Genomic DNA, 23875 nt, shown 5'->3' on the forward strand with positions numbered 1-23875 from the left:
AGCAGACCCTCGCCCAGGTCGACGCGGCCTCCGACTACGCCCTGACGGGCGCGGTGATCGCGCGGGACCGGGCGGCGATCGCGCGGGCGGGGCAGGTGCTGCGGTTCGCCGCGGGCAACTTCTACGTCAACGACAAGCCCACCGGCGCCGTGGTCGGGCAGCAGCCGTTCGGCGGCGGACGCGCCTCGGGCACCAACGACAAGGCCGGGGCCAGGCAGAACCTCCAGCGGTGGACCTCCACTCGCTCCATCAAGGAGACCTTCACCCCACCCACCGACCACCGCTACCCCCACATGGGCTAGTCCGCAACAGCGCACGGTGGCACTCGCCGCCGGGTGGTGGCCCACTGTCCAGACTGTCCACTTCCGACGGTTCCATTGACGGATCAGGCCACTCACGGGCCACCCCGGCCGAGCGATAGCCTGGAGCCATGATCAGCCCGCCGGGCGGGGGCGACGAGGCCCCCGCCGCACCGCCCGGAGCCGTCTCCCAGGCCCCGGCGCCGGACTGTTCGGTGTTCCGCCCCGCGGGCCCGGTCGGGTGTGTGCGTGAGATTCCAGCCCGAAACGACTCGGCACGGCCTACCGTCGGGTGGGGCGGGCCACGGCTCTGCGGCACACACGCGCGGCCATCCACCGCACCCATTGACGTCACGCAACGGCGCGCGACAGGAGCCAGAGGACCATGCAGACCAAGCTGGACGATGCCAAGGACGAGCTGCTCTCCCGGGCGGCGGCGGCAGCCGAGGACCAATCCGCGGCGCAACCGCCCGGACAGGCCGTCGCCGCCAGGTCCTGCGAAACGTTCCTGAGGCGCTACTACCTGCACACCGCCCCCGAGGACCTGCTGGACCGGGCCGCGGTGGACGTCCTCGGCGCGGCCGTGTCGCACCACCGCCTGGCCGCCGACCGCCCGCAGGGCACCGCGAACGTGCGCGTGTACACGCCCACCGCGGAGGAGAACGGCTGGTCGTGCAGCCACACCGTGGTGGAGGTGGTCACGGACGACATGCCGTTCCTGGTGGACTCCGTCACCAACGAGCTGTCCCGCCAGGACCGCGCCATCCACGTCGTCGTGCACCCGCAGATGGTGGTGCGCCGCGACGTCACCGGGAAGCTGCTGGAGATCCTCGGGCCCACCTCACGCGGCCGCGCCCCCCATGAGATGGAGCTGCCGCCGGACGCCCTGGTCGAGTCGTGGATGCACGTGGAGATCGACCGCGAGACCGACCGGGAGGCGCTGGACGGCATCGCCACCCGGTTGCGCCGGGTCCTGTCGGACGTCCGTGAGGCCGTCGAGGACTGGGGCAAGATGCGTCAGGCCGCGCTGCGCGTCGCCGACGAGCTGTCGTCCACCCCGCCGCCGCAGTTGCCGGTGCAGGAGGTCGCCGAGGCCGAGGAGCTGCTGCGCTGGCTGGCCGACGACCACTTCACCTTCCTGGGCTACCGCGAGTACGACCTCCAGACCCAGCCGGGCGACGACGGCGAGCCCGAGGACGTGCTGTCCGCCGTGCCGGGCACGGGCCTGGGCATACTGCGGGCCGACCCCCGCCACGGCGACTCCGCGCACCCCGTCTCCCCGTCCTTCGGCCGCCTGACCGCGCGGGCCCGCGCCAAGGCCAGGGAGCACCGGATGCTGGTGCTGACCAAGGCGAACAGCCGCGCCACCGTGCACCGCCCGTCGTACCTGGACTACATCGGCGTCAAGAAGTTCGACGCCAACGGCGAGGTGGTCGGCGAGCGCCGCTTCCTCGGCCTGTTCTCCTCGGCCGCGTACACCGAGTCGGTGCGCCGTGTGCCCGTGGTGCGCCGCAAGGTCGCCGAGGTGCTGTCGGGCGCCGGGTTCTCACCCAACAGCCACGACGGCCGCGACCTGCTCCAGATCCTGGAGACCTATCCGCGGGACGAGCTGTTCCAGACCCCGGTGGACGAGCTGCTGTCCATCGCCACCAGCGTGCTGTACCTCCAGGAGCGGCGCAGGCTGCGGCTGTTCCTGCGCCGCGAGGAGTACGGGCGCTACTACTCGGCGCTGGTCTACCTGCCGCGGGACCGCTACACCACCGAGGTGCGGCTGCGTCTGATGGAGATCCTCAGGGAGGAGCTCGGCGGCAGGTCCGTGGACTACACGGCGTGGAACACCGAGTCGGTGCTGTCCCGGCTGCACTTCGTGGTGCGGGTCGCGCCCGGCACGGAGCTGGACAAGCTGCCGGACTCGGAGGTGGAGCGGATCGAGGCGCGGCTCGCCGAGGCCACCCGCTCCTGGGCCGACGGCCTGGCCGAGGTGCTGGCCGAGGAGTGCGGCGAGGAGCGGGCCGCGACCATCTCGCGCCGCTACGCCGACGCCTTCCCCGAGGGCTACAAGGCCGACTTCCCGCCGCGCACGGCCGTCGCCGACCTGCGGCGGCTCGAGGGCCTGGAGCCGGACGACGACCGGCGCGGCCCAAGCTTCCGGCTCAACCTGTACCGGCCGTCGGGCGCCCTGCCCGGCGAGTACCGGTTCAAGATCTACCGCGTCGGCGAGCCGGTGGTGCTCACCCAGGTGCTGCCGGTGCTGGAGCGCCTCGGCGTGGAGGTCGTGGACGAGCGCCCCTACGAGCTGCGCCGCTCCGACGGCGCCCGGGCGTGGATCTACGACTTCGGGCTGCGCGTGGACGTCGAGGGCAGCGACCTCGGCGAGGACGCCAGGGAGCGCTTCGAGGCGGCGTTCTCCGCCGTGTGGACCGGCAGGGCGGAGAACGACGGCTTCAACTCCCTGGTGCTGCGCGCGGGCCTGGCCTGGCGCCAGGCCGTGGTGCTGCGCGCCTACGCCAAGTACCTGCGGCAGGCCGGGGCCACGTTCAGCCAGGACTACATGGAGGACACCCTCCGCACCAACGTGCACACCACCCGGCTGCTGGTGAACCTGTTCGAGGCGCGGATGTCGCCCAGCCACCAGGCGGCGGGCAGCGAGATCGTCGACGGGCTGCTGGAGGAGCTCGACGGCGCGCTGGAGAAGGTCGCCTCCCTGGACGAGGACCGCATCCTGCGCTCGTTCCTCACCCTGATCAAGGCGACGCTGCGCACCAACTACTTCCAGCACGACTCGCGCGGCGAGTGGCACGAGTACCTGTCGATGAAGTTCGACCCGCGGGCCATCCCCGACCTGCCTGCGCCGCGCCCGGCCTACGAGATCTGGGTGTACTCGCCGCGGGTGGAGGGAGTGCACCTGCGCTTCGGCAAGGTCGCGCGCGGCGGCCTGCGCTGGTCCGACCGCCGCGAGGACTTCCGCACCGAGGTGCTGGGGCTGGTCAAGGCGCAGATGGTGAAGAACACCGTCATCGTGCCGGTGGGCGCCAAGGGCGGCTTCGTCGGCAAGCGCCTGCCCGACCCGGCCCAGGACCGCGAGGCGTGGCTGGCCGAGGGCATCGCCTGCTACCGCACGTTCATCTCCGGCCTGCTGGACATCACCGACAACCTGGTGGGCGGCCAGGTGGTGCCGCCGAAGAACGTGGTGCGCCACGACGGCGACGACACCTACCTGGTCGTCGCGGCCGACAAGGGCACCGCCACCTTCTCCGACATCGCCAACGAGGTCGCGAACGCCTACGGCTTCTGGCTCGGCGACGCCTTCGCCTCCGGCGGCTCCGCCGGATACGACCACAAGAAGATGGGCATCACCGCCCGCGGCGCCTGGGAGTCGGTGCAGCGCCACTTCCGTGAGCTGGGCCACGACACGCAGAGCCAGGACTTCACGGTCGTCGGCGTCGGCGACATGTCCGGCGACGTGTTCGGCAACGGCATGCTGCTGTCGGAGCACATCCGCCTGGTCGCCGCGTTCGACCACCGGCACATCTTCCTCGACCCGGACCCGGACCCGGCCGCCTCCTACGCCGAGCGCCGCCGGATGTTCGAGCTGCCGCGCAGCTCCTGGGCGGACTACGACACCTCGCTGATCTCGCCCGGCGGCGGGGTCCACCCGCGCACGGCCAAGTCCGTGCCGGTCTCCGCGCAGGTGCGCCGGGCCCTCGGCATCGAGGAGAAGGTCACCAAGCTCACCCCGGCCGAGCTGATGAAGGCGATCCTGCTGGCCCCGGTGGACCTGCTGTGGAACGGCGGCATCGGCACCTACGTCAAGGCGAGCACCGAGTCCCACGCGGACGTCGGCGACAAGGCCAACGACCCGATCCGGGTGGACGGCCGCGACCTGCGGGTGCGGGTCGTCGGCGAGGGCGGCAACCTGGGCCTGACCCAGCTCGGCCGGATCGAGTTCGCCCTGTCCGGCGGCCGGATCAACACCGACGCCATCGACAACAGCGCGGGCGTGGACGCCTCCGACCACGAGGTCAACATCAAGATCCTGCTCAACGGGGTCGTCGGGGACGGCGGCCTGACCGTGGAGCAGCGCAACGAGCTGCTGGCCGCGATGACCGACGAGGTCGGCGCGCTGGTGCTGCGCAACAACTACGCGCAGAACGTCGTGCTGGCCAACTCCGTCGCGCACGCCCCCAGCCTGCTCCACGCCCACCACCGGTACATGCGCAGGCTGGTGCGGGAGGGCCACCTGGACCGGGCGCTGGAGTTCCTGCCCAACGAGCGGCAGGTCCGGGAGCGGATGAGCGCGGGCCAGGGCCTGACCCAGCCGGAGCTCGCCGTCCTGCTGGCCTACACCAAGATCACCGCCGCCGAGGAGCTGCTGGCCACCTCGCTGCCCGACGACCCGTATCTGCGCGGTCTGCTGCACGCCTACTTCCCCAAGCCGCTGCGGGAGCGGTACGCCGAGCAGATCGACGGCCACGCGCTGCGCCGGGAGATCGTCACCACGCTGCTGGTGAACGACACCGTCAACGCGGGCGGCACCACGTTCGTGCACCGGCTGCGGGAGGAGATCGGCGCCTCCACCGAGGAGATCGTGCGCGCCCACACCGCGGCCCGGGCGATCTTCCGGCTCCGGGAGATCTGGGACGCGGTGGAGAACCTGGACAACCAGGTCCCGGCCGAGATGCAGACCCGGGTGCGGCTGCACTCGCGGCGCCTGGTGGAGCGCGGCACCCGGTGGCTGCTGAACAACCGCCGCCAGCCGCTGGACATCACCGACGCGATCGCGTTCTTCGGCGACGGCGTCGGCCGGGTGTGGGCGAACCTGCCGAAGCTGCTGCGCGGCGCCGACCTGGAGTGGTACCAGGGCATCCACGACGAGCTGACCGGGGCGGGCGTCCCCGAGGAGCTGGCCACCCAGGTCGCGGGCTTCTCGTCGGCGTTCCCGATCCTGGACATCGTGGAGGTCGCGGACCGCACCGCCAAGGAGCCGCTGGACGTGGCCGAGGTGTACTACGACCTCGCCGACCGGCTGCGGATCACCCAGCTCGTGGACCGCATCATCGAGCTGCCCCGCACCGACCGGTGGCAGTCCATGGCGCGCCTGGCGATCCGGGAGGACCTGTTCGCGGCGCACGCTGCGCTGACCGCGGACGTGCTCACCACGGCGGAGGGCACGCCCGAGGAGCGGTTCGCGGAGTGGGAGGGGAAGAACGCGGCGCTGATGGGGCGGGCGCGGGCGACGCTGGAGGAGATCCACGGCTCGGAGTCGTTCGACCTGGCCAACCTGTCGGTGGCGATCCGGACGATCAGGACGCTGCTGCGGGGCAAGTCGATGAGGTGAGGGCTCCCCGCCGGGGGCGGGGTGCGGGGGCGGTTCCTCCGGAGACCGGAGGGCTGGCGCCCTCGCACCCCCACCGGGGCTCCGCCCCCGGGTCCCCGAGGCCGGGGCGGGGACTGGTGGCTGCCGTGCGGCCGTCGGTCCCGCTCCTGGGTCCCTGCCGGGGCCGCGCCCCGGGCCCGGTGGGGGTCGGGGGCCGGTGGGCTGCGCCTTCCGGTCCCGTCGGCCGGTTCGGGTGCCGGGCCGCGAGGCCCCCAATTGGCCGGGACTCCGTTTGGGTTGTCCTACTGGCGGATTTCCGTAAAACGTGCGTCAGGCCGCAGGTGTGACAAGACGGAGAACTTACATTCCGTGACATGACAGCACCAGCACCTGCCACCCTGCCCCGGACAGCCGTCGACCCGCCGGTGCCGTCCGCCAGGTCCAGACCCAGGGCGTCCCGGGATCCCTTCCTCGACAACGCCAAGTTCCTGCTGGTCGTCCTCGTCGTCATCGGCCACAACTGGGGGCCGCTCATCGACGACATGCGCGCGGTCAGAGCGGCCTGGCTGGTCCTGTACGCGTTCCACATGCCCGCGTTCATCCTGCTGTGCGGGTACTTCTCGCGGCACTTCACGGGCCGCCCCGACCAGATCCGCAAGCTCGCCCTCACCGTCCTGGCGCCCTACCTGATCTTCGAGACGCTGTACTCGGTGCTGTACACCCTGGTGTGGGGCCGCCCGTTCGCGATCACCCCGACCACGCCCACCTATGTGTGCTGGTTCCTGATCGCCCTGTTCCTGTGGCGGCTGACCGCGCCGGTGTGGAAGGCCGTGCCGCAGCCCGTGGCGGTGGCCGCCGCGCTGTCGCTGGCCGCGGGCACCACGGCGATCCACTACGAGCTGGCGCTGCCGCGGGTGCTCCAGTTCCTGCCCTGGTTCGTCCTCGGCCTCCAGTTGCGCCCGGACCACTTCCAGTTGCTGCGCGGGCCGCTGGTGCGGGCCTGCTCGCTGGTGGCCGTGCTCGGCGCCTCGGCGGGCGCCTGGTGGATCGCGCCGGGCGCCGACCCGCTGTGGATGCCGATGCAGCACAACCACGCCGAGCTGCGGCTGACCGTCCCGCAGTACCTGGTGGTGCGGCTGGTGCTGTTCGTGGTGGCGGCGGCCCTGGTCGCGGCGTTCTTCGCGTGGGTGCCCAGGCACCGAGCCGCCTACACCACCCTCGGCGCGGCCACCCTGTACCCGTACCTGCTGCACGGCCTGGTGGTGCAGGCGGCGCAGGCGTACGGGCTGCACGACCTGGTGGCCTGGGGCGGGCTGATCGGGGCGGCGCTGCTGACGCTGCTGTCGGTGGCGCTGGTGGTGGGCCTGTCCACGCGGGCGGTGCGGCGGGTGGCGTGCTACCTGGTCGATCCGCGGAGCCTGAAGGTGCTGTGGACGCTGTTCCAGCTCACCCGGCCCGGTCGGCGGATCCCCGCGTAGCCGGGACCACGGCGGGCACCCGGTAGTACCTGGCCACACAGGTCGCCGCCCAGTCCCGGTCCCGGGGCAGGGCGAAGGGCTCGCGCAGCCCGCCGATCGGGGTCGGGACATAGCCGGGGGCCCGCTCGCCGTGCGCGGCCGCCGCGCGCAGCCGGGCGTCCTGCCGGTCGAACGCCGCCGCCCGCGCCCTGGTCTCCCCGGCCAGGCGGTGCACCGGCCAGGCCAGGCCCGCCACGCCCACCACGGCGGCCAGCGCCGCCGCGGCCAGGGTCGGCACCGGCAGGGCCGCCGCGCCCCTCCGGGCCGCCCTCGCCCGCAGCGCCCGGCCCAGCAGCACGCCGTACCAGGCGAGCACCAGCACCAGCAGCAGCAGGTAGTCGTTCCAGGTGCGGGACGAGCGGGTCGTCCACTCCCCGAACGCCGGGCGCACCACCACCGTCGCCCCCGCCCCGGCGAGCAGGAACGCGGCGGCGGGCAGGGCGTGCGCCCACCGGGGCGGGCGCCGCGCCGGGCCCGTGGTCACCGCCCCCAGCAGCACCCCCACCGCGACGGCCGCCGTGTAGGTCCAGGTGCCCGCGAGGGTGAGCAGGATCTCCGCCCAGTCGCGCAGCGCCGCCGCCACCTCGCCCGGCGCCAGGGCCGACCCGTCCACCCCCATCCGCTCCCGCCGCCTGCGCGCCCCCGGCGAGGTCACCAGCACGGCCAGCCCCGCCACCAGCCCGGCCGCCCCCGCCCCGGCGCAGACCAGGGCGGTGCGCCGGGCCGCGGGGCCGAGCAGGCGGCGGGCGGGGGCGAGCACGGCCAGCACGGCGAGGCACACCACCGCGGTCTCCTCCGACAGCGTGCCGAGCGCGCACCCCGCCGCGAGCGCCACCGCGGCGGCGGCCCGGCGCCCGGCCCGGGTCCGCGCGCCCAGCGCGGGCAGCGCCGCGGCCAGGGCGAGGGCGGGCGGCAGGGTGTGGGAGACGGCGGAGGCGGGCCACAGGAACGTCTGGTACGGGTTGGGCTGGGCGACCAGGAACAGCAGCGCCAGCGTCCCCGCCACCACCGGCGGCGCCACCGCGGGCGCGCTGAGCCCCAGCACCCGCCACAGCCTCGCCAGCGCCGCCCACACCGCGCCCACCACCAGCACGGCGGCGGCGAGCGGGAAGACCTGGTGCCCGGCGGGGCCCGGCAGGCTGTACAGGCCCACCGCGACCGCGTTGGCGATCCGTCCGTTGTCGTACAGGTAGAAGTCCCGCACCAGTCGGGTGACGCCCAGGTCGCGGACCTTGGACAGGAAGCACCAGTCGTCCCCGCCCGGCCGCACCCACACCCCCGTCAGGCAGCCCGCCGCCAAAAGAGCGAAAACCAGCGCCCCGACGGCAAAGAAAACCGCAAGGACCGGTGTGTCGGCTTTTCCTCGGCCGTTTTCCGGCCCGCTCTCCCGCGTCTTTTCCTGGATGTTTTCCGCTGTCGTCATGGAAAGACCTTGTCGGTGCGAGGGCCGGGAATTCAAGCAGTGTAGTGTTCGGGGCGTGGTCGATATCTCCATCGCGGTGCCCTGCTACAACGAAGTCGATGTGATCGGGCTTTTCCACGCGGCGCTCCTCGACTCGCTGAAGGGGCTGACGGAGAGCTTCGAGATCGTGTACGCGGACGACGGCAGCACCGACGGGACCCGGGAGGAGCTGCGGCGGTTCGCCGCCGCGGACCCGCGGGTGCGCTTCGTGTCGTTCAGCCGGAACTTCGGCAAGGAGGCGGCGGTGCTCGCCGCCCTGCGGGCCTGCGCCGGCGAGGCGGTCGTCCTCATGGACGGCGACCTCCAGCACCCGCCGGAGCTGGTCCCGCGGATGCATGAGCTGCACCGGCGCGGCTACGACCAGGTCATCGCCCGGCGGGACCGGCGCGGCGAGGGCCTGGCCAGGAAGGTGCTGTCCAAGGGCTACTACCGGCTGGCCAGCCGGTATGTGGACGTGGAGCTGATGGACGGCGCCGGCGACTTCCGGCTGCTGTCCCGCAGGGCCGTGGACGCGCTGCTCACGCTGCCCGAGAGCAACCGGTTCTCCAAGGGCCTGTTCTCCTGGATCGGATTCGACACGGTCTGCTTCGACTACAGCAACAACGCGCGCGCCGCCGGGCGCTCCAAATGGGGCGGCCGGAAACTCCTGAACTACGCCGTGGACGGCCTGATCTCCTTCAACAACCGCCCGCTGCGGCTGGCCATCCACTTCGGCGTGTCGCTGGCCGCCGCGGCGTTCGCCTATGCCGTGTGGATCGTCGTCGGCGTGCTCAGGAACGGTGTGGAGACCCCCGGGTACGCCACCCTGGTCACCGTCGTCGTCGGATTCGGCGGAATCCAGTTGGTGACGCTCGGCGTGGTCGGCGAGTACGTCGGCAGGATCTACCGGGAGAGCAAGCGGCGGCCCCACTACGTGATCCGGGAGACCAGCGCGGACGTGGCGCGGGCCGAGGCGGTCAGGGCGGAGGAGGCGCGGGTGGAGGCGGCGCGGGTGGAGGCGGTCAGGGCGGAGGGGGTCGCCAGGCCCCCGCACCCGCCGCGCCCGCCCCGCCCGGCGGTCGGGAAGTGAGCCGGGGGCAGGCGTCCGGGCTCGTCGCGTTCGCGCTGGTCGGCGTCGTCAACACCGGCACCTACTACGCGGTCTACCTGGCGCTCACCGCCGTCCTGCCCTATCTGGCGGCGCACGCGGGCGCCTACGCGGTCAGCCTGACCGGGTCGTTCCTCCTCAACTGCCGGATCACCTGCCGCACCCGCCCCACCTGGCGCAAGTTCGCGCTGTACCCGCTCTCCGGCGCGGTCAACCTGGCCGCCGGGGCCGCGGCCCTGTACGTCTGCGTGGCCTGGTGCGGGCTGTCCGAGCGGGTCGCGCCCCTGGTCGGCGGGGTGGCCGTGGTGCCGCTGAGCTACGCGGTGACCCGGCGCGTGCTGGCCCCGCGGCCGCCCCGCCCCGCCCCGGTCAGGACGTCCTGACGCCGGGCCCGTCCACCGCCGGGGTGCTGCCGGGGCGGGGCACCGCCGCGGCGCCGCCCACGATGCGCAGCGCCTCGGCGGGCGACGGCGCCGGGGTGCGCTCGTCCAGCGGCACCACCGGCGGCACCCGCTCCTGGCCGAGCAGCACCCTGCGGACCACCCGCTCCGCCGCCCGCCCGTCGTCGAACTGGCAGAACCGCTCCCGGAACGCCGCCCGCAGCCGCTCCGCCGCCCGCCCGCGCCACTCGCCGCCGGCGAACACCTCCTCCAGCTCGGGCTGGGACCGGGTCACCGGTCCCGGCGGCGCCGCCGTCAGGTCGAAGTACACCCCGCGGGTGGCCCGGTAGACCTCCCAGTCGTCGGCGTGCACCACGATCGGCCGGTCCAGGTTGGCGTAGTCGAACATGATGGACGAGTAGTCGGTGAGCAGCGCGTCGGCGGCCAGGCACAGGTCCTCGACCCTGGGGTGGTCCGAGACGTTGCGCAGGCAGCCCAGCTCGCCCAGGCGCCGCACCCCGGGGGAGTCGGCGTAGGCGTGGTGGGCGCGCAGCAGCAGGACGAAGTCCGGGCCGAGCGCCCGGCACAGTCGCTCCAGGTCGATCCCGGGCGCGAAGTCCCTGCGGTGGTCGCGGTGGGTCGGCGCGTACAGCACCGCGGTGGCGCGCTCGGGGATGCCGAGCTCGGCGCGCAGGCGCAGCACGTCGCGGGCGGTGGCGGTGTAGAAGACGTCGTTGCGCGGGTGGCCGTACTCCAGCACCTCGAAGCCACAGGGGAAGGCGTGCTCCCAGACCTCGCTGGAGTGGCGGTTGGCCGACAGGCAGTAGTCCCAGCGGTCGGAGCGCTCCAGCAGGCGGCCGAAGTTGGTGTTCCGCGCGGCGGCCGGGTAACCGAGCTGGTCGATGCCCATGTGCTTGAGCGGGGTGCCGTGCTGGGTCTGGACGTGCACGGTGCCGTCCCGCTTCACCATGTGGTTGTCGAAGTTGACGTTGTTGAACGTGTACTTGGCGGTGGCCAGCAGCCGCCAGTAGCGGCGGGTGCCGGGCAGCACGTGGTCCACGCCGGGCGGCACGGTGTGCGCCTGCTCCGGCGTCACCAGGACGACGCCGTGCACATGCGGGGCCAGCTCGCGGGCGCGGGCGTGCACGGCCGCCGGGTTGCACAGGTGGCCGCGGCCCCAGTAGGCGGAGTACAGGGCCAGGTTCTCGTCCACGGGGCGGCGCAACTGGGCTCGGTAGTAGCGCCGGGTACGGTACTGCTCGACGCGGCACGCCAGCGCGCGGAACCGTCTCCGCGCGCTCCTGCGGGCCCGGTTCGCCGACTTGAGCAGCTCGAACAGCGCGAAAGCGCCGCGCAGCACCAGGTGGTGCTTCAGCCAGGGCGTGCCCGGCGGCACCCGGAAGCCCAGCGGGCGGTGACGGCGGTAGCGGGCGGTGGCCAGCCGGAAGAACTCCCGGCGCGCCCGCCGGGGCACCCGGTTCGGCTTGGCGAGCACGTCCAGGACGTGCTCGGTCATCTTGCGGTACAGGAACGGCTGCCAGTCGGCCAGGTCGGGGCGGCCGGCGAGGAAGGCGAACACCCGGTCGTACTGGTCGAACACGTCGAAGTGGCGGCGGCCGGGCGTGCGCAGGATGCTGCCCCGGCGGCGCTGCCGGTAGTGCACGCAGACCCGGTCCAGGCAGGCGATCCGCTCCGCGGACAGCATCACCGGGAACGTCCAGGGCGTGTCCTCGTAGTAGCCCGGCGGGAACCGGAAGCCGTGGCCGGTGACGAAGTCCCGCCGGTACGCCTTGTTCCACACCACCATCAGCAGGTCCAGCAGCTCGGGGCGCTCCCTGGCGGTGAAGACCTCGGGGCCCGGCCGGGTGAGCAGGTGGGCCATGCTGTTGCGCTGCGCCTTGCCCCACCACCAGGTGCGGGCGTAGTCGAAGACCAGCACCTGCGGGTCCCCGGTCTCCTCCAGGCGCGCGGCGAGGGCGGCGAGGGCGCCCGGCGCGTAGGTGTCGTCGCCGTCGAGGAAGAGCAGGTAGTCGCCGGTGGCGCGGGCCATCCCGGCGTTGCGGGCGCGGCCGAGGCCGACGTTCTCCGCGAGGTGGACGGGGGTGACGCGGGGGTCCCGGGCGGCGAACTCGTCCACGATGGCGCCGCAGCCGTCGGGGGAGCAGTCGTCGACGGCGATCAGCTCCAGGTCGGGGTACGACTGCGAGAGCACCGACTCCAGGCAGGCGCGCAGATACCCCTGGACCCGGTAGACGGGGACGATGACGCTGAACCGTGCCACGACGCATCCAATTGGGTAGAAAGCCGCAATTCCGACAAGCAGTCAAAATCATACGGTAGTCATCCGGCTGCGAAAGGTGAGACACCCGGAGGGGTGTGGCCCGGTCGAGCGCGCGGAGCCCGCCCCCGCACACACGTGTCGCCCGCCACCACCGGTGGCGGGCGACACGGGGGCGGGCCGGTCCCGCGGGCGGGACCGCGCGGAGGCGGCTACTTCACCGCGCCCGCCATCACTCCGGAGACGAACTGCCGCTGGAAGGCGAAGAACACCAGCAGCGGAACGATCATCGATATGAACGCGCCGGGCGCCAGCACGTCCGCGCTGGAGCTGAACTGCCGCACCTGGTCCTGGAGCGCCACCGTGATCGGCTTGGAGCCGGTGTCCGCGAACACCAGCGCGACCAGCATGTCGTTCCACACCCACAGGAACTGGAATATGCCCAGGGACGCGATGGCGGGACCGCCGAGCGGCATGACCACCGTCAGGAACAGCCGCACCTCACCGGCCCCGTCCAGGCGCGCCGCCTCCAGCAGCTCCCGGGGGATCTCCGCGAAGAAGTTCCGCAGCAGGAAGATCGCGAACGGCAGGCCGTACGCCGTGTGGAACAGCACCACACCGGTGACCGTGCCGAACAGGCCCAGCTCGCCGAAGAGCTTCGCCACCGGGATGAGGCCGACCTGCACCGGCACCACCAGCAGCCCGACCACGATCAGGAACACCCAGTCCCGGCCGGGGAACTCCACCCAGGCGAAGGCGTACCCGGCCATCGCGGCGACCAGCACCACAAGCAGCGTGGTCGGCACGGTGATCAGCACCGTGTTCCACAGCGACTCGGTGACGGTCTCGTTCGACAGCAGCGCGTCGTAGTTGGCCCAGGTCAGTTGCGCGGGCTCGGAGAAGACCTCCCACCAGCCGCTGGAGGCCATGTCCGCGGGCGCGCGCAGCGAGGTGATCAGCAGGCCGAACGTCGGCACCAGCCAGAACAGCGCCACCGTTACCAGGAAGACCCGCAGCAGCCCGCCGCCGGTGCGTGCGGCGATCCGCGCCGCGACGGACGGACGGCTCTGCCGGGGCACCGCCGCGGCCTTGCCCGGCATCGTGGTGTCCACCGTGGTCATCGCCGCGCCTCCCTGCGCATCCTGCGGATGTTGAAGTACATCACCGGCAGCACGAGCAGCAGCAGGACGACGCCGATGGCGCTGCCCACCCCCTCGTCTGCGTCGGCCCCGAACGCGGTCAGGTAGAGCTGGAGGGCGAGGACGTTCGCCTCCGCCTGCGTCGAACCCGGCGCGATGATGTAGACGAGGTCGAACACCTTCAGCACGTTGATCATCAGCGTGACGAGGACGACGACCAGGACCGGCGCCAGCAGCGGCACCGTGATCCGGCTGAACACCTTCCACTCGCTGGCGCCGTCCACCCGGGCGGCCTCCAGCAGCTCTCTCGGCACCGAGGCCAGGCCCGCGGCGATCAGCACCATGGCGAAGCCGGCCCACATCCAGATGTACGAGCCGATGATCGCCGGAGTGACGAGGTTCGGGCCGAGCCAGCTCACGCCCGCGTAGGGCTCGGCGAAGTTGGACGAGGGCAGGCGCAGGTTCACCGGCCCGGTGGCGTCGAGGGCGAACGTGCCGTCGTCGCCCGTCGTCGCCGACGCCACGACCTTGCCGTCCTTGACGGCCTCGACCTTCACCCCCTTCAGCGCCTTCTCGCCGGGGTCCACCCGGCCCGGTGTACCGCCGCCGCCGCGCTTGAAGTCCAGCCACACCGTGCCGGTGAGGCCCTCGCCGGAGGCGGACGCGGGCGGCACGGCCTCCACGGAGTCCGGCAGGCGGTCGGAGCGTATCCCCACCAGCGGCAGCGCGACGGGGGTCCCGGCGGAGTAGGTCTGCTTCGTGGTGAACGCGCCGCCGCCGGACGCCGCCAGGTCGTCGTAGGGCCTGGGCTTGGCCCGCGGGTACTTGGAGGAGTCGCTGAAGGTGTCGTGGACGCTCACCAGCACCGCGTTGGCCACCCCGCGGTCGGGGTCCTTCTCGTAGACGAGGCGGAAGATGATGCCGGCGGCCAGCATCGAGATCGCCATGGGCATGAAGATGATCAGCTTGAACGCGGTGGACCAGCGCACCCGCTCGGTGAGCACCGCGAACATCAGGCCCAGCGCGGTGGCCACGGTCGGGGCCACGGCCAGCCAGATGGCGTTGTTCTTCAGGGCCGTCCGGGTGTCGGAGTCGGTGAACAGCTCACCGTAGTTCTCCAGCCAGACGAACGAGCCGTCCTCGTCGAACAGGCTGCGCCCGACGGAGTAGCCGATCGGGTACAGCACCAGCGCGCCCAGCAGCACCAGCGCGGGCAGCAGGAAGAGCGCGGCGACCCAGCCCCGGCTGCCGAACACGTTCTTCTTCTTGGGAGCGGGAACCCTGCCCGGCGCCGCGGCCGGGCCCCCCGTGGTCACGGTTGTCATCGCAGAACCTCAGCCCGCTACTTGTATGCCTTGGCGGCGTCGGCCTCGAGCCTGGCCTGCGCGCCCGCCACGTCCTTGGGGTTCTTCAGGAAATCCTGGAGGCGCTTCCACTCTCCGGCGCCCTTGGTGCCGCCGAACGCGGCCGGGGCCTGGTCGGACATGTCGAACCGGAAGTCGTCGCCGGCTCCGATCAGCGCGCGGGCTATCTCCTGGAAGACGGGGTCGGGGTAGGCCTCGAACTCCAGCTCCTTGTTCGGGGAGAGGAAGCCGCCCTGCTGCGCCCAGATGCGCGCCGCGTCGGTGGAGGCGAGGAACGTCAGCATCGCCTGTGCGGCCTTGCTGTCCTTCAGCGCCACGGCGGCGTCGCCCGCGCTGACCACGGGCGCCTGGTCCCCGACGGCCGGGAACGGGAACACCCTGGCCTCCTGGCCGACGTTCGCCTCGGTGTCGGCGTCGATGACGCCGGCCACGAAGTCGGCCTCGAAGACCATCCCCGCCTTCGGCTCCTCCGCGAACGTCTGTACGACGGAGTTGGGGAAGTCGGTCTGGAGGGCGCCGGACTGCCCGCCCGCGATCAGGTCACGGCGGCCGAACAGTTGCCCGAGGGTGGTCAGGGCGTCCCGCACCGAGGAGTCGGTCCACTTGATCTCGTGCCTGGCGAGCTGGTCGTACTTCTCCGGCCCCGCCTGGCTGAGGTAGATGTTCTCGAACCAGTCGGTGAGGGTCCAGCCGTCCGCGCCGCCGATCGACACCGGCTCCACGCCGGACTCGGAGACCGTCTGGACGACCTTCAGGAACTCGTCCCAGGTCTTGGGCTCCTTGACCCCCGCGTAGTCGAAGACCTCGTGGTTGTACCAGATCAGCGACTTGTTGGCGGCCTTGAAGTACACCCCGTACTGCTTGCCCTCGTGGAGGCCGAGGTCCTTCCAGCCCTTGCTGAAGTTCTTCTCCAACTGGGCCACGGCCCCGGGCCCCGCCGGTTTGATCCAGCCCTTGTCGGCGAACTGGTGGAGCACTCCGAGCTGCGGCAGTATCGCCACGTCCGGCGGCTGGCCGCCCTGGATCTTGCTGCCGAGGAAGGTGGCGACGTTGTCACCCGTCGGCTGGAACGTCACCGTGGCGCCGGTGCGCTTCTCGAACTCGTCCAGGACCTTGGTGAAGCGCTCCTGCTCCGCACCGGTCCATATGGCGGCCACCGTCAGGCTCTGCCCCTTCAGCGACGGCAGCTCCACGCTGTACTCGGTCTCGGCGGACCTGTCCCCCTCCTCCTCGTCGTCATCACCGCAACCCGTGGCAGCGAGGGTGAGCGCGGCCACGACGGCCACGGCTGCCCGGATTCTGCGCCATGCGTGCATCGTTACTTCCCTCCGCACGAGGACCCCCGCTCGTGGCGGCACGTCCCCGTTTCGTCCCGCTTCCGTTCCCCGTGCCCCGGAACCGCTGCCGGCTTGGCTGCTCGTCGTGCCGTCCCGGGGCTTGAGATGGTGCGACAGTCGTACGACGGGACCTGATGCCCCCGCAAGGCCGCTCGCCACGCAGGGTCGGTGATCGTGATCAGGATGTGATGGTCCCTCGCGGGGGCCTCGAGAACGGGTATCGCCGCGCGCGAGGGTGGGCCGTGCGGGTGGGCCCGACAGGAGGTGCGGGGGTGGTCCCTGGAGCCGGCGTGACGGCGGGGAAGGTGACGCGGGAGGCCGGCGGGAGGGCTGTCGCCGCAGGTGACGCCCGGGACGGGAGCGCACACGCCGACGGCGCGCCGGCTCCCGGGAGGGGAGCGCGACGCGCCGTCAGGAAGCGCGCGGGGCCGCACGGAGCGCGCGACACGCCACGGCCCCCGCCCGTGCGCCGGGCGGGGGCCGATCGGAGGCCGGGGCGGGCCGGCCGCCTCCGGCGGCTCAGCCGGTTCCGCCCGAGCCGCCGCCGCCACTCCCGCCGCCGTCGTTGCCGGTGACGTCGTTGACCCAGTCCCAGGAGTTCTCCACCCAGTCCCGGGTGGTCTCCCAGAAGCTGCGGCCGTCGGCCACCCAGTCGTCCAGCGGGCCCACCGTCCAGGCCAGGGCGATCACCACGGCCAGCAGCACGATCATCGTCAGGCAGCCCTTGAGGCACCCCAGGCCGGGGATCCGCATGGGCGTGCGCTGCCTCGGCTCGCGGCGGGGGCGCGGCGGGGCGGGCACCGGGGGCGGCGGGTCCTGGCGGCGCGGGGCCGCCTGCCGCCGGGGCGCGGGCGCCGGGCCGGGCTCGGGCGGCGGCGGGGAGTACGGCGCGGCGGCCGGGGCGGGCGGCGGGGAGTACGGCGCGGGGGCCGGCGGCGGGGACTGGCCGTGCTGCGGCGGGTACGGCTGCTGCTGCCCGTGGTGCGGGTAGGGCGGCGGAGCGGGCGCGGGGGCCGGGGGCGGCGCCTGGCGGCGGGGGCGGCGGCGCAGCGGGTCGTCGCCCGGGTCGAGCGGCTGGAGCTGGGTCTGCTCGTTGCGGTTGCGCGCCGCCCGCAACTGCGTCTGCCACGGGTGCGGGCCCTGCGCCTGCGGCGGCTCGCCGTCGCCCACCGGCGGCATCACCCGGGTCGGGTCGGCGGCGCCGCCGGGGCCGCCCGCGGGCAGCACCTGGGTCGGGTCGGCGTCGGGGCCGGGCCGGCCCGTCGGCAGGACCTGGGTGGACAGGGTGTCGCTGCCGGGCCGCCCGCCGCCGGGCACGGGCGCCGGGCTCGGGTCGGGCGCGAGCAGCGCGGCCACCCCCATCGCCGCCTCGGCCGCCGCGGGGGAGGCGTGCACGCCCACGCCGTCCGCCACCACCCGCAGCGCCCGGGCCAGGCTGACCGCGCTGGGCCGCTCGTCCGGGTTCTTGCGCAGGCACCGCTCGATGACGGTCCACAGCGGGTCGGGGATCGTGGTGGGCCTGCGCGGCTCCTGGCTCAGGTGCTGGTGCAGCACCGCCATGGCGGAGTCGCCCTGGAACGGCGGGCGGCCCGTCGCCAGCTCGTACAGCATGATCCCGGCGCCGTAGACGTCCACCGCGGAGGTCTGCGGGCGGCCCTCGGCCGACTCCGGCGCCACGTAGGCGGGGGTGCCGACGAACTCGCTGGTGCGGGTGATGCCGGGCGAGTCGGCGAGGCGGGCGATGCCGAAGTCGGTGAGCAGCGGGCGCATCAGGGCGCCCCCGCCCGTCCCGCCCTCGGTGACCAGCAGCACGTTGGCGGGTTTCAGATCCCGGTGCACCACGTCGTCGGCGTGGCTGGCGGCGAGGGCGTCGGCGATCTGCGCCATCAGCAGCGACGCGGCGACGGGCGTGAACGGCCCGTTCTCCCGCAGGTGGCGGTGCAGGTCGGGGCCCTCGACCAGGTCCATCACCAGGGCCAGCAGGTCGCCCTCCACCACCAGGTCCCGCACCCGCACGATGTTCGGGTGGGTCAGGCGCAGCAGGACGGACCGCTCGCGCAGGAAGCGCATGACGATGTCGGGATCCGAGGCCAGCTCCTCGCGCAGCACCTTGATGGCGACGGCCTCGCCCGGCCGTGAGGCCGCCGCGTCGCCGCCCTCGCGGACCCGGGCCCGCCAGACGGTGCCGGTGGCGCCGCGCCCGAGCGGCTCCTCGAGGAGGTACTTGCTGCCCACTGGCCGCACGGCATGTGCTCCCTGGTCCGTGTTTCCCGCTGCTGCTCCGACCCGGCCCACTGTAGTGGCGGGGGGCGGTCCGGAGTGGTGCCGAGTAGGACGCGGCCGGGCCGCCCCGGGTTGCCTGTTTTCGGCCGAGGGCTCTCCCGGGAGCCCGCCGCCGGCCCCGGTCCGCCCCGCGGCGCCCGTGCCGGCACGCACTCGGCGCCCCATCGGGCGAAAGCCCGAGCACACCCGGTGCGAGGACTTCCGCCCGGCACCCCGGGAGCACGCACCGGACGGCGCGGGGCCGCCCCTCGGGCGGCGGCGGGGACGCGACGACGGGCCCCAGGAAAGATCATTTGTTTGGGCTTCCGGGAGCGAGCTGTCGGTGGCAGGTGGGAGGATGCTGTCCCACACCGGCACAGCACCGGGATGGTGGGGTGGGACGGGCGCGCTCCGGACCATGCCGTGTCGATCCGCCGACGCCCGGGCGGCAGCAGCCCGGCCGGGCGCGCTGGGCAGAAGGGACCGCTGGTCGCGTATGCAGATCCGGCTGACCGTCCTCGGGCCGCGCAGCGGCCAGTCCTGCGACGTGCTCGTCACCGCGCCCACGGGCACCGACCTCGGCGCCGTGGCGGGCGCCCTGTCCGCCGCCGCGGGCGCGGGCCAGCCCGCGCGCTCCGGCGGCGGCGTGGCCGTGTACGCGGGCGGCGAGCGGCTCCCCGCCGGCGCGGTGCTCGGGCATCCGCCGCTGGTGGACGGGGCCCAGGTGGCCCTCCAGGCGCCCGCCGACGGGCATGTGCCCGCCCTCACCCCCGGCGCCGTCCAACTGCACGTCGTGGGCGGCCCCGACGCCGGCGGGGTGCACCTGCTGCACGGCGGCCAGGTCCGCCTGGGCAGGTCCGCCGACGCCGACGTCCCCCTCGACGACCCCGACGTCTCCCGGCTGCACGCCGCCGTCACCCTGGACGGCGGCAGGGTCGCCGTCGCCGACCTCGGCTCCACCAACGGCACCTTCCTCGACGGCGCGCCCGTCGGGCCCCGCCCCGTGCCGCTGCGCCCGGGCGCGCTGCTGCGCGTGGGGGAGTCCACGCTCGCCGTGGAGCCGCCGCCCGCCCGCGACGGCGCCGCGCCCCCGGCCCCGCCCGGCCGCCCCGCCCTGCCCGACGGCGAGGGCCACCTGCTGCTCGCCCCGGCCCCGCCGTCCGCCGCCGCGCCCCCGTCCGCCGCCGGGCCCGAGCCCGCGCCGGGCCCCGTCCCCTGGGCGATGGCCCTGGCCAGACGGCTGGCCGCCGGGCGCTCCGGCGCGCGGGCCGAGCGCTCCCGGGAGCACGAGCGCCTCGCCGCGCAGGCCCGCGCCCTGCGCACCCGCTGGCCTGACCCGGCCCAGGTGCTGCTCACCGCGCTCGGCCCCGGCCCCCGGCTGTGGGAGCGCGACCAGGCCCACCCCGACGCGCTCACCGTCCGCGTCGGCACGGCCGAGGGCCCCGTCCCCGCCGTGCCCGTCGCCGTGGACCTGCGCCAGGCCGGCGTGCTCGGGCTCGCCGGGCCCGTGCCCCGGGTGCAGGCCGTCGCCCGGTCGGTGGTGGCCCAGCTCGCCGCCCTGCACGGGCCGGGCGCGCTGGAGCTGGTGCTGCTGGCCTCGGGCGAGCGGCAGGAGCGGGAGTGGGCCTGGCTGCGCTGGCTGCCGCACACCCGCCCCGCCCAGGGCCAGGACTGCCGCCTGCTGCTCGGGCTCGACGCGGAGCAGCAGCAGCGGCGCGTCGCCGAACTGCTGGGCCGCGCCGCCGGGCCCGCGCGCCGCACCACCGTCGTGGTGGTGGACGAGACCTCGGGGCGGCCGGTGCACGGCGAGCTCGCCCGCCTGCTGGAGCGGGGGCCCGCCGCGGGCGTGTTCGCGCTGCACCTGGCGGCCGCCCCGGAGCTGCTCGCCGCCGCCTGCGGGGCGCGGGCCGCGCTGGTCGGCGAGGTGGCCGCGCACCTGGAGCTGGCCCTGCCCGACGGCACCCGGGTCGCCGGGGCGGTCGCGGACGGGGTGTCCACGGCCTGGGCGGAGCGGTTCGCCCGCGCCCTGGCCCCGCTGCGGGAGGCGGAGGGGCCCCGCCCGCGCAGCGCCCTGCCCGACAGCGCCCGCCTGCTCGACACGCTGGACCTGGCGCTGGCCACCCCCGCCAAGATCTCCGCGCGCTGGGCGGAACTGCCCGCCACGGGCGGGTCCGCCACCGCGGTGCTCGGGGTGGCCGCGGAGGGCGGGCTGGCGGTGAACCTCGCCCAGGAGGGGCCGCACCTGCTGGTGGGCGGGGCGCCCGGCGGGGGCAAGACGGAGCTGCTGCGCTCCCTGGCCGCCTCCCTGGCCGCGGCCGAGCGGCCCGACCGGCTGGCGCTGGTGCTCATCGACGGCGCGGGCGACGGCCTGCGGGTGTGCACGGACCTGCCGCACGTGTCCACGTACCTGGGCGCCGCCGACCCGGTGCGGATGCGGGAGCTGGCCCAGGCGCTCACCGCCGAGCTGGGCCGGCGCGAGGAGCTGCTCCAGGGGCGGGACTTCGCGGCGTGGCAGGCCGACCGGCTGCTGGCGCTCAGCCGCGGCGAGGAGGCCGCCCGGGACCGGGCGGGCCAGGTCGTCGCGCCCCGCAGGCCCGGTGACGAGGCCGGGGCGGGCGCGCGGGGCAGGGCCGGCGAGGCCGGGCGCCAGGACGGCAGGGCCGCCGAGGGCAGGGGCGCCGTGCGCACCCAGGTGCGGGACAGCGCGCCGCTGCCCCGCCTGGTGGTGGTCGTGGACGACTACGACGCGCTGGTCGCGCCCGCGCTGGGCAGCCCCGGCCGTCCCGCGGCGGGCTCGGTGGTGCGGGCGCTGGAGGCGGTGGCCAGGCGCGGGGCGCGGCTCGGCGTCCACCTGGTGGCCGCGACCGGCCGCCCGGAGCGGACCTCGGGCGGCGAGGTGGACGAGAAGGCGGGGCTGCGGATAGCCCTGCGCACCGACGAGGCGGCCTCCTCCCGGCTGCTGGTGCACGTGGAGGACGCGGCGGCCCTGGACGAGGCGGTGCCCGGCCGCGGCTACCTGCGCCGCGCCGACGGGTCGGTCACCCCGTTCCAGACGGGGCGGGTCAGCGGCCGCATACCCCGCACGGCCACCCTGCGCCCCACGGTGGTGCCGTTGGACTGGCAGCGCATGGGCGACCCGCCGGCCCGGCGCCCCGTGCGGGAGCTCGGCAACGGCCCGACGGACCTGGCGCTGCTGGCCAGCGCCCTGCAACGGGCGGCGGAGTCCGCGGACGCGGCGTTCCCCGCGCCCCTGATCTGAGGCGGGGCCGCCCGGACGGGGCGGCGGGGGCGGGGCGCGTCCGGCTCCCGGCGCCGCGCTCCCCGGCACGTCCGACTCCCGCCCTCGCCGCGCCCGCCCGCCCCGGCGAAGCACCTCGGGGCGGGGCGACGCCGGCCGTCCGGCTTCCCGCACGCCTCGACGATCACCATGGAGCACATCGGGGGGAGGGCTCCCGTTCGCCGCGCTCCGTCCCCGCACCGTCACGCCCCTCCCACGGCGGCGCGGAAAGCCGGTCGCGCGCGCCGGCGGCCCTCGCCTCTACTTGTGCGTCGAACGGGAACCCGGGGGACCGGCACCCGGACCGGGATCTCTTCCGGATCGTCCCGGGGAGGCCGAGCACGGTGAGGAGCAACGGATGGGCGCGGATCGGCGGGCCGGCGACGAGTCGTGGGAGGAGGCGCTGGAGGTCGCCGTGCGGGCGGCGCTGGCCGCCGCCGAGGTGCTGCGGCGCGGGCCGGGGCGGGTGACGCGCAAACCGGACGGGTCGCAGGTCAGCGAGGCCGACGTGGCCGCGGAGACCGCGATGCGGGCGGTCATCGCCGCGGCCTGCCCCGGGGACCGGATCGTCGGCGAGGAGCTGGGCGGCACCGGCCCGCCCGAGGACGCGGGCGGGCGCGGCTGGGCGCTCGACCCCCTCGACAACACCGCCTGCTACCTGCGGGGCTCACCCGAGTACGCGGTCCTGGCCGGGCTGCTGTCCGGGGGCCGGGCGGTCGCGGGCGCCGCGGTCACCCCGCACGACGGCGCGGTGTGGCGGGCCGCCGAGGGCGCGGGGGCGTACGGCCCGGACGGGCGGCGGCTGCGCTGCTCGGACACGGCGGAGCTCGGCGAGGCGACGATCACGTTCGCCTCGCTGCGGCGGTGGCGGGCGCTCGGCCTGGACGGCGCCCTCGGGCGGGTGGCCGACGCGGCGTTCCACGAGAGCCTGCACGGCGGCTTTCGCGGATTCCTCGCCGTGGCGTCCGGCACGGTGGACCTGTGCCTCGACCCGTGGGGGCACCTGTGGGACCACGCGGCCCTGGTGCCGCTGCTGCGGGAGAGCGGGGCGGCGTGCGCCCGGCTCACGGGGCCGCGCGGCCCGGTGGGTCTCGTGGCGGGCCCGGCGCCGCTGCTGCACGCCGTCCGGGGCCTCGGGCTGCCGCTGTCGCCCGCTGTGTGGAATGCGGCGTCCTACCGCCGTGTCGAAACCGATCCCTATACCGTTGGGCACGACGATCCGCGGCACGAAGGCCCGCGGTCGAAGACGCGGCCACAACAAAGAGAGCGCCCATGAACTGCCCCAGATGCGGAGCCACAGTCATCGTGCAGCCCGACGGAAGCTGGGCGTGCAACTGTGGCGCGGCGGGCGGCCGGTGAGCAACGAGCCGTACTACACCACCAGCCTGTGCGCGAACTGCCGTACGACCGTCCACGGCCTCAACGGCCGCTGGACGTGCACCAATTGCGGCACCTCCTCCCCGTACGAGGCGGGGCCGCCGCTGCCGGCGGCGCCCGAGCCGGAAAAACCGGCCGGGAAATCCGGAAAACCGCCCGGCAAGCCCCAAAAGCGCGCGCCCCGAGGGCCGCGCTTCCGGGAGAAGGGCGTGGGGGACACATCCGGAAGGGAAGGCGACAGAGGCGGCAGAAGCCTGATGTCGCTTTGCTGACGATTGCCCCCCATTGAGTCGGCACTTTTTTCGAAAACCGGCGGCCGATCCCGCCTCCACCCGCCCCTGCGCCTTTCCCGTCTGCACGCGGGGTGGGCAGTGGGGCGGGGGGAGTGCGCCGGAGCCCGCCCCATGCGCGGGGCGCGTCGAGGCTGCGGGGCGCGGGCCCGCGCCCCGAGCGCCGCACACACGGCCACGGGGCACACCCGCTCCGCTGCACCCGCGCACCCACGCGGCGGCCCGCCGCCGGCGCTCCGGCGGGCGCGCCCCGCGCGGCGGCTCGCCCTCCCGGCCGGCTCCACTTGCACGGCTCGGCCCAGCGGCGCGAGGTGAAGCACGGCCCGACCCCCCGGCGCCGCCCGCCCTCGCGATCCGGGCCCAGCGGCACCCCGGAGCCGCCCGCGGCCTCCGAACCGCACCTCGTCCCCGATACGCCCCCACCCCCCCACCCACCCCCTCCGGCCCCCAACGGGCCCCCGCGCCCCTCCGCCCCACCCCACCGGCCCC

At 74.6% G+C, this 23875-nt stretch carries 13 protein-coding genes; 7 read left to right on the forward strand and 6 right to left on the reverse strand.

Translation table 11 applies throughout. From position 1 onward, the window contains the following. The 3 genes from ACYVO2_RS35560 to ACYVO2_RS35570 form a co-directional block, all read left to right on the forward strand. Positions 1-302 (forward strand): aldehyde dehydrogenase family protein (locus ACYVO2_RS35560; protein ID WP_461012248.1); only part of this gene is annotated, 302 nt, incomplete at its 5' end. A gap of 382 nt (positions 303-684) precedes the next feature. Then, positions 685-5637, forward strand: coding sequence for an NAD-glutamate dehydrogenase (locus tag ACYVO2_RS35565; protein ID WP_461012249.1), 4953 nt, complete (start codon positions 685-687; stop codon positions 5635-5637). Between the two features lie 353 nt (positions 5638-5990). Next, positions 5991-7094: an acyltransferase family protein gene (locus ACYVO2_RS35570; protein ID WP_461012250.1), complete on the forward strand. Its 1104-nt coding sequence runs from the start codon at positions 5991-5993 to the stop codon at positions 7092-7094. On the opposite strand, the gene ACYVO2_RS35575 is transcribed toward ACYVO2_RS35570, so the two are convergent. After that, positions 7063-8403 (reverse strand): DUF6056 family protein, encoded by a 1341-nt coding sequence (locus tag ACYVO2_RS35575; protein WP_461012251.1) that lies wholly within the window; start codon positions 8401-8403, stop codon positions 7063-7065. The two genes, ACYVO2_RS35570 and ACYVO2_RS35575, sit on opposite strands and share 32 nt — an antisense overlap. A 208-nt stretch (positions 8404-8611) precedes the next feature. Between ACYVO2_RS35575 and ACYVO2_RS35580 the strand changes: the two genes are divergently transcribed. Then, positions 8612-9664 (forward strand): glycosyltransferase family 2 protein, encoded by a 1053-nt coding sequence (locus ACYVO2_RS35580; RefSeq protein ID WP_461012252.1) that lies wholly within the window; start codon positions 8612-8614, stop codon positions 9662-9664. Beyond that, complete coding sequence (locus ACYVO2_RS35585; protein ID WP_461012253.1) at positions 9661-10065, forward strand: GtrA family protein; 405 nt, start codon at positions 9661-9663, stop codon at positions 10063-10065. Before ACYVO2_RS35580 ends, ACYVO2_RS35585 begins: the two co-directional genes overlap by 4 nt. Here the strand turns inward: ACYVO2_RS35585 and ACYVO2_RS35590 are convergent. The 5 genes from ACYVO2_RS35590 to ACYVO2_RS35610 all read right to left on the reverse strand — a co-directional run bounded on the left by ACYVO2_RS35590 (position 10052) and on the right by ACYVO2_RS35610 (position 18424). Beyond that, the gene (locus tag ACYVO2_RS35590; RefSeq protein WP_461012254.1) at positions 10052-12343 is read right to left on the reverse strand and encodes a bifunctional glycosyltransferase/CDP-glycerol:glycerophosphate glycerophosphotransferase; all 2292 of its coding nucleotides are present in this window, start codon (positions 12341-12343) and stop codon (positions 10052-10054) included. The genes ACYVO2_RS35585 and ACYVO2_RS35590 overlap by 14 nt on opposite strands. Before the next feature lie 209 nt (positions 12344-12552). After that, positions 12553-13461: a carbohydrate ABC transporter permease gene (locus ACYVO2_RS35595; protein ID WP_461012255.1), complete on the reverse strand. Its 909-nt coding sequence runs from the start codon at positions 13459-13461 to the stop codon at positions 12553-12555. Next, on the reverse strand, positions 13458-14804 hold the full coding sequence (locus tag ACYVO2_RS35600) for a carbohydrate ABC transporter permease (RefSeq protein WP_461012256.1): 1347 nt from the start codon (positions 14802-14804) through the stop codon (positions 13458-13460). The genes ACYVO2_RS35595 and ACYVO2_RS35600 overlap by 4 nt, the downstream gene beginning before the upstream one ends. 17 nt (positions 14805-14821) lie before the next feature. Next, positions 14822-16159: an ABC transporter substrate-binding protein gene (locus ACYVO2_RS35605; RefSeq protein WP_461012257.1), complete on the reverse strand. Its 1338-nt coding sequence runs from the start codon at positions 16157-16159 to the stop codon at positions 14822-14824. Between the two features lie 540 nt (positions 16160-16699). Beyond that, on the reverse strand, positions 16700-18424 hold the full coding sequence (locus tag ACYVO2_RS35610; RefSeq protein WP_461012258.1) for a serine/threonine-protein kinase: 1725 nt from the start codon (positions 18422-18424) through the stop codon (positions 16700-16702). A gap of 514 nt (positions 18425-18938) precedes the next feature. Here ACYVO2_RS35610 and ACYVO2_RS35615 point away from each other — a divergent pair. Both ACYVO2_RS35615 and ACYVO2_RS35620 read left to right on the forward strand, forming a co-directional pair. Further along, positions 18939-21701, forward strand: coding sequence for an FtsK/SpoIIIE domain-containing protein (locus tag ACYVO2_RS35615; RefSeq protein WP_461012259.1), 2763 nt, complete (start codon positions 18939-18941; stop codon positions 21699-21701). A 376-nt stretch (positions 21702-22077) separates the two neighbouring features. Beyond that, positions 22078-22995, forward strand: coding sequence for an inositol monophosphatase family protein (locus ACYVO2_RS35620; protein ID WP_461012260.1), 918 nt, complete (start codon positions 22078-22080; stop codon positions 22993-22995). Positions 22996-23875 lie beyond the last annotated feature (880 nt).

The organism is Streptomyces capparidis, assembly GCF_054782095.1.

Bases quoted from the DNA above. Each gene is read 5' to 3' on its own strand.
- ACYVO2_RS35595 (WP_461012255.1), bottom strand. From the start codon at position 13,461: ATGACCACGGTGGACACCACGATGCCGGGCAAGGCCGCGGCGGTGCCC.
- ACYVO2_RS35605 (WP_461012257.1), bottom strand. From the start codon at position 16,159: ATGCACGCATGGCGCAGAATCCGGGCAGCCGTGGCCGTCGTGGCCGCG.
- ACYVO2_RS35570 (WP_461012250.1), top strand. From the start codon at position 5,991: ATGACAGCACCAGCACCTGCCACCCTGCCCCGGACAGCCGTCGACCCG.
- ACYVO2_RS35565 (WP_461012249.1), top strand. From the start codon at position 685: ATGCAGACCAAGCTGGACGATGCCAAGGACGAGCTGCTCTCCCGGGCG.
- ACYVO2_RS35615 (WP_461012259.1), top strand. From the start codon at position 18,939: ATGCAGATCCGGCTGACCGTCCTCGGGCCGCGCAGCGGCCAGTCCTGC.
- ACYVO2_RS35620 (WP_461012260.1), top strand. From the start codon at position 22,078: ATGGGCGCGGATCGGCGGGCCGGCGACGAGTCGTGGGAGGAGGCGCTG.
- ACYVO2_RS35600 (WP_461012256.1), bottom strand. From the start codon at position 14,804: ATGACAACCGTGACCACGGGGGGCCCGGCCGCGGCGCCGGGCAGGGTT.